Source organism: Rhodococcus sp. EPR-134 (assembly GCF_001647205.1).
GTDB lineage: Bacteria > Actinomycetota > Actinomycetes > Mycobacteriales > Mycobacteriaceae > Rhodococcus_F > Rhodococcus_F qingshengii.
This window is the reverse complement of record NZ_LVCT01000712.1, coordinates 1-10,737: the sequence shown is the minus strand read 5'-3', so window position 1 is coordinate 10,737 and position 10,737 is coordinate 1. Positions and strand designations below refer to the sequence as shown.

Below are 10,737 nucleotides of genomic sequence, written 5' to 3'. Positions count from 1 at the left end.
CCACCGAGACCACCGGTGAGTCCACCACCGAGTCCGAGACCGCCGCCGATTGCACCGGCAGCGGACGCACCGGCGTTGACGATCGCGGACAGGTCGGCGCCACCACCGGCAAAGAGTCCGGACTCGGCGACCAGCGGAGCGACCGCGACGATGTCGGCGGGGCTGACGTCGCACAGACCGGCAGCATCGAGTGCCGCGGTCGGGTTGGCGCAGTAGTTGGCAGCTGCCTCGTCGTCACGAAGTAGCCCGAGGATGAATTCGAGTACGGCGTTCGTTGCCATGGCGGGTTCTCCTGAAGTTCGTTGACCGGGTTGTTGCCGGTGGGTAGTTGCCGGTGGTCCGGAAACTGGTGCGCTGCCAGAGGTAGCGAGTGGAATCAACGCTAAGAACTTTTGCGACTGGGGCCAACGGGGAGCACCCCCCTCTTCTCCAGGGACAGGTGGGGAAGCCCCCCATTGGGCTACGCCCGGTCGGAATAGGGGATTTGCCCCGATTAGGGGATCGGTCCCCTACTTCGTCGCGACGCCTCCGATCCGGTAACGATCTAGGTCCTGACACCGACATCGCAGACAACCGCGACAGTCCTTCTGTCGCCCACGACCAGGGGAGTTCGTTCATGGCGGCAGGGCTCGGCATCAGCATCGGTTCGGCCACTCTCGTAGCTGTCACCGACGGCTCGACCGGTGAAACGCAACAGGTCCGCTTACCCAGTGCGCTGCAATTGGACGACGGATCCGTCATCACCGGATTTGTCGAGCGCGTCGGAGACCCGATTCCGATACTTGCCGCCGACGGTACCGAGTACCGCGGCGAGGCTCTCGCGGCGACAGCGGTCGGCGCACTGGTAGACCAGGCAGGCGGTAACGAAGGGCCAACTGTCGTCCTGGCTCACCCGGTGGGGTGGAACCGCCACACGGCACGCACCATGGAGTCCGCTCTGGACGACGTCGGAATTCACGGGGCGACTCTCGTCGCCGAACCCGCAGCCGTCATGGCGTGGCTCGCCGCTTCCGGAACTGTCGTCAGCGACGGTCTGACCGTCGTCTACGACCTCGGTGCTCGCTCGCTCGACGTCACGATGATGTCCACGACCGACGGACGAAGCGAGATCTTCGGTAAGCCGCTGCGCAGCGAGGACATCGGCGGCGACGAATTCGATCACCTCGTCACCGTTCACCTGCTCGATGCGGTTTCCGACCAGTTCGCAACCCTTGATCCCTTTGCACCCGAGACGATTGCAGCGCTGGAAACTCTGCGCGAGCATGCCCGCGCAGCCAAGGAGGAACTTTCCACCGAGACGGAAACCGTTGCCCGCGTGGCGCTTCCCGGTGCCGTCAGCGACGTTCGACTCGTTCGTTCCGAACTCGAAGATCTGATCCGGCCCGCCCTCACCGAATCGGTGGCATTGGTTCGCGAAAGCCTGCGATCTGCCGGCGTCGAGTCCAGTGACGTCAATCAGGTTGTCCTGGCCGGCGGAAGCTCGTCCATTCCCCTTGTCGCCGAACTACTGTCCGCGGAGCTTCGTGTCCCGGTGATCGCCGACGCCGATCCAGCGTCGTGCGCGGCGTCCGGCGCCGCGGCCCTCGCACTCGACGCCAGAGACTCGCAAGTACCGGCCGCCGCCACTGCAGTGATTCCCGCCGAGCCGTCTCGCAAGCCCGCACCAGTTCCCGCCTTCTCCACTCCGTTGCTTGCCGAGCCGACCGAAGAAGAGAACACGGCGACTCGACGCTCGTCGAGGGTCGGCGTCGTTGCTGCAGTGGTGGGAGCATTCATCGTGCTCGCCGCAGGCGGGCTCGGAATCGGAACTGCCATGGACAAGATCAACGTTCCGTCCAGTTCGGCGAACACCACCAGCGAGTCCACCTCCTCGACCGCTTCGACCACCGCGGGCTCTACTCCCGGCAGCACCACGGCAGCGGAAGCGGCAGGCACCGGATCCACGACTGCGAACAACGGCACTCAAAGCAATCAGCCCGGTTCTCCTGCTGCCGCAGGCGGCTCGACGACGGCGCCGGGGGCAGTTCCGGTTGCCGGCGCACCGGCGGGATCCTCGCCCGCACCGGGCGAGACCGCTCCGTCGGCGCCTGCACCTGCCGCACCCGGCGCCCCGGCGCCCGCACCTGCTCCCGCCCCGGCACCAGCACCCGCGCCTGGAGCCGGCGTCGGGACCGGTGTCGGTGACGCTGCGACCGGCATCGGAAACGGAGTCGGCGGTCTGGTCGACGGTGTCGGCAACGGAGTCGGCGGCGTGGTCGGAGGTCTCGGTAACGTCGTCGGTGGTGTCGGAAACGTGGTCGGTGGTGTCGTCGGCGGCGTCACCGCACCGATCCGCTGACCGGCGGTCTTTCGATGAACCGTGACAACGGCACCGAATCGTCGTTCATCGCAGGACTTTTGCGCGACGTCGACCTGACTGCATCGCCACTGCGCCTATTCGTCACCGGGACCGATGCCAGCGCTCGGCCCCAAGTGACGAGGGTTGTACGGAAGCGAATCGAATCGGGTGACAAGCCCGTGGTCACCGCAGTCACGCATGACGTCCCCGCCGACGCGATTGTGGTGATCGCGGACGCGCAAGCTCTGACCTCCGATGAAATCCGTGCCCTGAAAGAGCTTGTCCAACGTGACGACCTCGGAGTTGTCGTAGCCTCCGATCGGATCGATCCACCACTCGCACCGATCTACTCGAACATCTCGAGTTTCGGCACCGTGTTGCATCTGAACCCGTTGAACCGAAACGATATTCGGAAGATCGCGGCCGAGCGAAGAGTCCCGCTCGACGACCGCGCCGTGGTGGCGCTCGAGCATCTGTCCGGTGGTTCCTTCGGGGCGATCGAAGCGTACTTCGCCGCCGCCTCGGCAGGCCGCCTGGAAATGCCGAACGCCATACGCACACACATCCTCCACCAGGTCACCGCTCTGCATCCGATCGAGCGCGAGATCCTCGAAGTTTCACTCGCCGTCCCGGACATCGACGCCTTCGAGCTCGATCTGGGACAGGAGAAGTTCAGCCTCACAGCTGCATTCGACCGGGCACTGGCGACCGGACTGTTCGGTTCGCGATCACCACTCGTCGCGAGCGTGCTCGCCGAGTCGACGAGCACCGGGCGTATCCGCAGCGAGCTGATCAGAATCGTCGCATCACGCGCACACACGAGAACCCTCGATATCGACACAGCACGAAGACTTTTCGACTCCGGAATCCGCCACCGCGATCTCACGGGTGTACTACGAGACGCCGTCGAGGCGAGCACGCCGGCGGTCGCGGCAGATCTCTTTCGCCGCGTGAATTCGATCGAGCCTCTCGGCGTGGCCGACACGCTGCTGTACGCCCAGGTCTCGGCTCGCAGTGGTGACCTCGACACTGCCTGCCGTCTGGCCGATTCCGTCATCGCCGCACCCGATCTCGACGACGCGAGATTGGCTGCGGCGGTGCGAATCCGCGCAGCTTCGTCCGCAGCATGCGGCCAACTCGGCGCCGCTGCAGATCTCTACACCTGGCTGGGGCCAGGGCGCACCGGAAACGAATCCCCCTTCGCCGCAATCACTTTCCTCGGCATCGGCAAGGTCGATGACGCGAACGCGGCGCTCACCGGACACACCGGATCACCGTCGAGCTCGACGGTCGGCGCTACCACACTGGCCAACGGACTGATGCAATCGGTCACCGGGAGCGCACCGAGTGCGCTCAACACGATGTCGCGCGCACTCTCGCTCCCCGGCGGAGCCGACACATCTGAATTCCAGCCTGATTCCGCCCCGGCGCTGGTAGCTCTCGCACTCCTGCACAACGGCGCCCATGAACGGGCCGCCGCTGTCGTCACGTCCGCGATCGCCGCCGACGACGCAAGCAGCCACACGTGGGCGCGACTTCACCTTCTCGGCGCCTGGATCGCGATGGTCCGCGGGCAGGACACGATTCTCGAAGACCTACCGCAGGAGGTAGTCCGCGGCCCCCTCCGTGAGCGTGACGCACTGTTTCTGCATGCTCTGATCGTGGGTCTCGCTCGGCGTTCCGGCGATCTCGCCCAGCTGCGTCGAGCTTGGTCGGGCGCGGCAGGCACCCTCTCGTCCTGCAGCGTTGATCTGTTCAATCTGCTTCCCATCGGCGAACTGTGGCTTGCGGCAGTACGGCTCGAGGAGACCGAGCAGGTCGAGCATCTCGTCGACGACGCGCGCTCACTCCTCCGCGCGCTCGGCGAGCCGCCGCTGTGGTCGTCGCCGCTGCATTGGTACGGCGTCCAGGCGTCGATCCTCTCGCAGTCGCCGGCCGATCTCCTCCCACACGCCCATACACTCGCCGAATCAGCCAAAACTCACACTTACGCAGCCGGTTTGGCGATCGCCGGACGCCAGTGGCTCCTACTGATGCAAGGCAACGTCGACGCAGACGGTGTCGAAGCCGCCGCACGAACGCTCAGTCGGATCGGACTCCCGTGGGACGCCGCTCGCCTCGCCGGCGAAGCAGCGCTGCGCACCCCGGACACCAAATCGGCCACGGCACTGCTCCACGTTGCGCGCTCGCTACGCACAACGTCGACGGCCGAGACAAGTGCAACCGATACCGCCACAAGTGCGGCGCCACCGTCGGTGTTGACCGAGCGCGAACAAGAAGTTGCCGAACTCGTCGTCGTCGGACTGACGTATCGGGAAATCGGCGAACGCCTCTACATCTCCGCTAAAACCGTCGAGCACCATGTCGCACGGATCAAGCGGCGCGTCGGGGCGCAGTCTCGTTCGGAACTGCTCACCATCCTTCGCAGCATGACACCGCCGAACAAGTAGTTAGCTGCATATTGTCCAGAGGGTTGCGTATATCCGTTTAAGTGATAGTTTTCGCAGGAATCAGGACATGCCTGCCGAGCAAAGTTCGGTAACTGTGAAACGGGGATCGCTATGAAGTGGGGAGTCGGACTCGCCGTCGGCAACAAACGAAGCATTGCTGCGATCGCGAGACCTGACTCGGAGCTGGTGACCCTCGAACGCGAATCGGTTCTGCACCACGCCCCCGACGGCACCGTGCAGCTAGGCGGAACCGCGGCGGGGTCCACCGGGTTGCGCGGGTTCCTCGACAGGGTCGGCACCGACGATACCGACAACTTCTCCGAGCACATGACGCGAGGGGAGGAACTGGTAGCGACAGCAATGTATTGCCTGGTCAAGGAAGTCCGAACACTCACCGATCAGAACCTGAACATCTCTGCGGTGATCCCCGCGGGTTGGTCGAGCGATTCCGTCGACGCACTGCGCGGCGCACTCGACAGCATGAATCTCGACGGCGTCGAACTGATTTCAGAAGATGAAGCCTCTGCAGCTTGGCTCGCGGATCCGCACGCCGACGACCGTGCTGCTCGCGGAGCCGCAGCGTTGGCCTTCTCGATCACCTCTACCTGTCCCGAACCCCAGCCAACCGATTTTGCCGAGCCAGAGGACACCCCCGAAGAGTTTCCGCCGTTCGTTCTGATCGAACCGGAGCCGGAATCCGGCGTGGAGGCACCGGTCACGAAAGAACCGAGCATCGACGGTTGGCTGAATCGCCAGTGGCGGTCGGAGCGCCGACCGATCATCGCCGCAGCAGCCGCCGCAGTCTTTCTGACGGTGTCGGGTTGCGCGGCCGCGGTCATCATCGGACACACTCCGACCATTTCAGCACCCAGGATTCTCGACGCACAATCTCCCCTGCCCCCAGGGACGGACACAGCTGCCACCTCGACGAGTTCATCCGGGACAGGCACGCAATCAGCGACCTCACCCCCACCGGAAGTACCCGCTCTCGGCGCGCAGCCGACGGCGCAGTCGTGGGCATCCGAAGCGGAATCGACCTCATCCGAATCCCAGCCCATTCCGGTGAGTCCGGGCACCGGTACAGAGAAATCCACTACGGCGAACGTCCCCGCGCAACAGGGATCGCCGATCACCATCCAGATCGATCCCCTTCGGATCGAGAACCTGCCGCCGGTCGTCGGACCGCTGGATCCGGTCGATCCGGATACCCCGGACACTCCCGCCGTGACCGCCCCCACTGATACACAGACAACGCCGACGCAGCCGTCCAACCCGACCGACACAACCGATCCGGTGGTTCCGAATCCCGACATGCCCGTCATGCCATTGGCCCCGAGACCCGGAATGCCAAGTTAGACAGAATAATTCGACTTGCCGACAACAGGCACATATTCCTCGTCGAAACTTTTCCCCTATGGTGGGTGCGGTACCTACCGGCTCGGTGCCGGGGACTTGAAGGGATTTCATGCGTAACTCGTTGGCGATCCGCACCGCTGTGGTCGGCGCCTCGGCACTACTGCTCGCAGCTCCATTCACCACGACGGCATCGGCAGAGCCCGCCTCCGACACGCATGTCGAACAGCTCGGGGCAGATCAGCTTCCGGCTGAGCTGATCGAGGCGATCACACGCGATCTGAAGATCTCCCCACAGGAGTATCTGGACCGCGCTGCCAAAGCTCAGGAACTCGGTGCATACGCCCAGGAATTCAAGTCCGAGCGCCCTGGCGACTACGCCGGCTCGTGGATGGGACTCGACGGTCAACCCGTCGTAGCCGTCACCACCACCGAAGCTGCACGCATCGCGGCCGACGACGGTTACCGCACGCACGTCGCCCCCGTCTCCGCCGACACCCTCGAGAAGACGCTGGCCGACGTCAACGGATGGATTGCCGGGCTGCCCAAGGAAATCTCACGCGCAGTCAATTCGGCGACTATCGACGTCCTGAACAACCAGGTCGTCATCGACGTCGCGAACAGCCCCGTCGGGCAGGCGCTCAATCTTCCGACCCTGCTCGAGAACACCAAGATCGTTCTCAGCCCGGACGGTGGCGGATCGGTTGATCCCGGAGCACTCGGCGGCGACACCTACATCACGTCGACAGGCCCCATTCGCGAGACACCGACCGAGAACATCTCGGTCTGCTCGTTCGGGTTCAACGCCGTCGACGATCAGAACAATGCTCTCAATATCAGTGCCGGACACTGCAATCCGGCCGAGGGTTCGAAGTCGCCCGTCTACCTGCCGAATCACGCGAACGTCGACGACAGTCAGTTGATCGGAGCATTCTCACAGTCTTCCGTCGGCAACAACGCCGGCGATCTCGATTACTCGGTCATCAAGTTCGACCAGTCCGGCATCGACGCGGGCCTCGACCGTGCTGCCGTCCGCGGTGCCAACGGGACCACCCTCGCGATCACCGGAACGGCACGTCCCGTGATCGGCGCTCCCATCTGCAAGTCCGGCCAGACGTCGTCCTTCACCTGTGGTGTCGTGGCAGCCGATCGCGTCGAAACTCAACTGGTCATGGCGGACGGTGATTCACGAACCGTTCGCGGATTCGCCGGCACCGCGTGCACCCTCGCCGGGGACAGTGGCGGCGCCATCGTCTCCGGAACCTTGGCTCTGGGCATCACCAGCGGCTCCAACAGCAGCGGAGCACCCAGTTGCAACGAAGCGAACCTGGTACTGGCGACCTCCGGTGGAACCTCGAATCTGGGTATTCCGGTCGGAGACATCCTCGACGCGGCAGATCGCGCTTCCGGTGGCGGTGTCGGTGCCGGAATCCGCGTCCGCACTGCAGGTTGACCAACCACTGATTCACGCACTGTGCCCGCCGATCCGTTTCGCGATCGGCGGGCACAGTGCTGTTGTCGGTCGGGGTCAGCGCTGTCTGCTCATGTAACGGGTGGGAATAGCGCGTTCGAACCCATATAGTCATGGTCGACTGTGATCGGCTCACCACAAGTCCGTGAGCCGTATCCGTGTGCTCCCAGGGGGTGGTACGCGGTCAACGAAGTGGAAAGGCCCACATGCGAAGCTCCATCGCACGTCGCGCCGCAGTGTTCGGTTCGGCCGCGCTGCTGCTCCTCGGACCGATTACCGCGGTCGCGAACGCAGAACCGAACGAATCCGGGGTATCCGATCAGGCAGCCCATCTGCCCGTCGAACTCGCCGAAGCCCTACAGCACGACTTGGCGCTGACGCCCGACCAGTTCGTCTCGCGTTCCGAACTCGCGCAGAAGCTCGCGGAGTTCGCCGCCATCGCGCGCGTCCAGTTTCCCGACTCTTTTGCCGGAGTGTGGCTCGACGACCTCGGCAAGGGCATCGTCGCTCTCGCTGACGGTCGCGACAAGGATGCTGCCCGCGAGGCCGCCGAGAAGGCCGGTTTCGAGGTCAAGGACGTCGCGCAGAGCGAGCAGGCTCTGCAAGGTCAACTCTCGGCACTCAACACCTGGCTCGATTCGCAGCCTGCCGAGGTCGCAGACCTCGTGCGTGGCATTGCCGTCGACGTCGTCGGCAACGGAGTCGCCCTCACCGCCGATCCTGCCGCCGGCATCGAATTGCCTGAGTTCCTGAAGCGGACCGTCGTCCATACCGCTGCTCCGCTACTGGTTCCCCCGATCGTCGCGGACCTCATCCCCGCAACCGGATCCGCAACCGGCGACGCCGCACTGGGCGGAGACGCCTTCGGCGCAACCTCCGGTAACACTGGACTGCGTTGTTCGTTCGGCTTCAACGGCACCGACGGTTCAGGGCGCACGGTCAACATCAGCGCCGGTCACTGTGATCCCAATCGCGCCGCTGCCGGCACCTCGAACTCCAGCCAGGTCTTCCCGATGGTGAACAACCAGACCGGGCCCCGCGTCGGGTACTTCGCCAAGAGCAGCTTCGACGGGCGCGACTACTCGATCATCAACATCGACGACAACGCGAAGTACCGCTTCGAGAACAACAGCGTGCGGGTCCCGTTCAACCGCTCGGTCAACATCACCGGTACCGCCGATCCTGTCGTGGGCGCCCCGGTCTGCAAGGCAGGATCGACCACAGGCTTCAGCTGCGGCGTCGTCACTGGCGTCAACCGCGTCGCAAAGGTTTTGGATCACACCCTCGACAACGGCTTCACCACCAACATCTGCGTCCTGCAGGGTGACAGCGGTGGCCCGATCGTCTCCGGAACGTTGGCAGTGGGCATCACGAGTGCGTCCAACGTCGCCACCTCTCCCCTGTGCGAGATCGCTCAGGCAGAGACACTGTTCGGGCAAGAAGCCCCGACCCAGTACGCGACGCCGATCAACGACATCCTCGCCGCCAACCCAGGCCTGAAGGTTCGCGACTACTGATCACACGCATTCCTCGAGACAGCAAAACGGGCGCCACACCTTCTGAAGGTGTGGCGCCCGTTTCGGCGTTCGTGACGTTCTACTGGAAGAGAGTTGTTCCAGCCGGAGCGTTCAGAACCTTGATCAGGTCCAAGCCCGCGACGACGGCAGTTCCGCCGCCGGCGAGGATGGTACCGGCGACTCCACCGATACCGGCCCCTGTGACCATGCCGGGCAGGCAGCCGACGACCAGGCCGGGCAGACCCACGATGCAACCGATGACCGCCCCGACGATCGTGCCGGTGAGGCTACCGATCTGCGTGGCAAGCCCGAGCTGTGACTGGAACTTCTCGATTGCCTTCTGATCCTCGTCAGGCGAAGCAACCGGGGTGAACTCGGCAGCGACCGGCTTCGGCTTGGAGCTGGCCGGGTCCAGGTTCGGCTTGAGGGTGAGGGTCTTGCCGTCCTCACTGACGGTCTCGTCGAACGGGAACTGAACGTCGCCGAGGTTGAACGCGAGCGGAAGACTCACGAGAGTTGCGCCCTGGCTGTTCTGCAAGTCGACGTGAGTTCCGTCGCCCGAGACCCGGAATGCTCCGGCGTCGATGGTGGTGACAACGGCCTGGTCGACGACCTCGGCGGTGTACGAAACGTCGGGTGACGTCTCCGGAGCTGCGTAAGAAGTACCTGCAGCGATGCCCGTAGCGGCAATGGTCATCGCTGCGACGGCCGCAGCTTTTCGAATGAACATTTTTGATCCTCCCCGGGATCGGGCGGGCGTCAGTCGATGACTCACACCACCCGTTTCCCCTGTGCGTGACGGGCGTAACGATAACAGCCGGTCGGTTGTTCTCACCTGCTCGGAACCCGAGTTAGGGCTGCCTGACAGATGGACACCTGACGGGCACCGCCTAACGTGACGACCAGACATGTCTGCGTCTGGCCCAGCCCGTCCGACGCAGAAGATTGATCTCTCCAGGCCACGAGCGGTTACCAGCCGGTACCTACAGGCTGGTAATGCTAGTTACTGGCGGGTAACATAACGCAGGTTAGTATCAGTGGGCTGTCCCGAGGTGGCCGACGCGTCGCCCTGAAACGAAAGGCCGCGACATGAATGCCCTGACGATTACGTTGGGCACGATTGGTGCTCTGCTGAGCTTGGTGTGTTGGTACATCTTCCTCTCAGGCGCGCTGAGGATGTTCAACACCGTGCGCATCGGCCAGTCGGCACCCGATCGATGGCGCCCGTTCTTCCCTCGCTTCAAGCAGATGATCATCGAGTTCATCGCGCACACGCGCATGAACAAGTTCCGCAGCGTCGGCTGGGCCCACTGGCTCGTCATGGTCGGCTTCCTCGGTGGGTTCCTGCTGTGGTTCGAGGCCTACGGCCAGACGTTCAACCCCGAGTTCCACTGGCCCATCTTCGGTAACACGTGGGCGTGGCACCTGTGGGACGAGATCCTCGGCCTGGGCACCGTCATCGGTATCACCACGCTGATCGTGATCCGTCAGCTCAACCACCCGCGTCTGCCCGCGCGCCTGTCCCGTTTCGGCGGCTCCAACTTCAAGGCTGCCTACGTCATCGAAGGCATCGTCCTGCTCGAGGGCCTGGGCATGATCATGGTCAAG

At 64.2% G+C, this 10,737-nt stretch carries 7 protein-coding genes and 1 pseudogene; 6 read left to right on the top strand and 2 right to left on the bottom strand.

What is annotated here, in order from left to right:
- The coding region (locus tag A2J01_RS30785; protein ID WP_197494338.1) for an IniB N-terminal domain-containing protein at positions 1–281 on the bottom strand (281 nt) is incomplete at its 3' end.
- Positions 282–616: 335 nt separating this feature from the next.
- Between A2J01_RS30785 and A2J01_RS30780 the strand changes: the two genes are divergently transcribed.
- From A2J01_RS30780 to A2J01_RS30760, 5 genes are all read left to right on the top strand, one after another.
- The gene (locus A2J01_RS30780) at positions 617–2,338 is read left to right on the top strand and encodes an Hsp70 family protein (protein ID WP_054187121.1); all 1,722 of its coding nucleotides are present in this window, start codon (positions 617–619) and stop codon (positions 2,336–2,338) included.
- A 14-nt stretch (positions 2,339–2,352) separates the two neighbouring features.
- A complete protein-coding gene (locus tag A2J01_RS30775; RefSeq protein ID WP_064114246.1) occupies positions 2,353–4,788 on the top strand; it encodes a LuxR C-terminal-related transcriptional regulator in 2,436 nt (811 codons plus the stop codon).
- Between the two features lie 111 nt (positions 4,789–4,899).
- Positions 4,900–6,144: a hypothetical protein gene (locus tag A2J01_RS30770; RefSeq protein ID WP_054187119.1), complete on the top strand. Its 1,245-nt coding sequence runs from the start codon at positions 4,900–4,902 to the stop codon at positions 6,142–6,144.
- Between the two features lie 109 nt (positions 6,145–6,253).
- On the top strand, positions 6,254–7,594 hold the full coding sequence (locus A2J01_RS30765; RefSeq protein WP_054187118.1) for a S1 family peptidase: 1,341 nt from the start codon (positions 6,254–6,256) through the stop codon (positions 7,592–7,594).
- A 224-nt stretch (positions 7,595–7,818) separates the two neighbouring features.
- Positions 7,819–9,129 (top strand): S1 family peptidase, encoded by a 1,311-nt coding sequence (locus tag A2J01_RS30760; RefSeq protein ID WP_054187117.1) that lies wholly within the window; start codon positions 7,819–7,821, stop codon positions 9,127–9,129.
- Between the two features lie 79 nt (positions 9,130–9,208).
- Here the strand turns inward: A2J01_RS30760 and A2J01_RS30755 are convergent, their stop codons facing one another.
- Positions 9,209–9,859, bottom strand: coding sequence for a glycine zipper family protein (locus A2J01_RS30755; RefSeq protein WP_003943407.1), 651 nt, complete (start codon positions 9,857–9,859; stop codon positions 9,209–9,211).
- Between the two features lie 359 nt (positions 9,860–10,218).
- Between A2J01_RS30755 and A2J01_RS30750 the strand changes: the two are divergent.
- A pseudogene (locus tag A2J01_RS30750) lies at positions 10,219–10,737 on the top strand (Fe-S oxidoreductase); the annotation flags it as partial.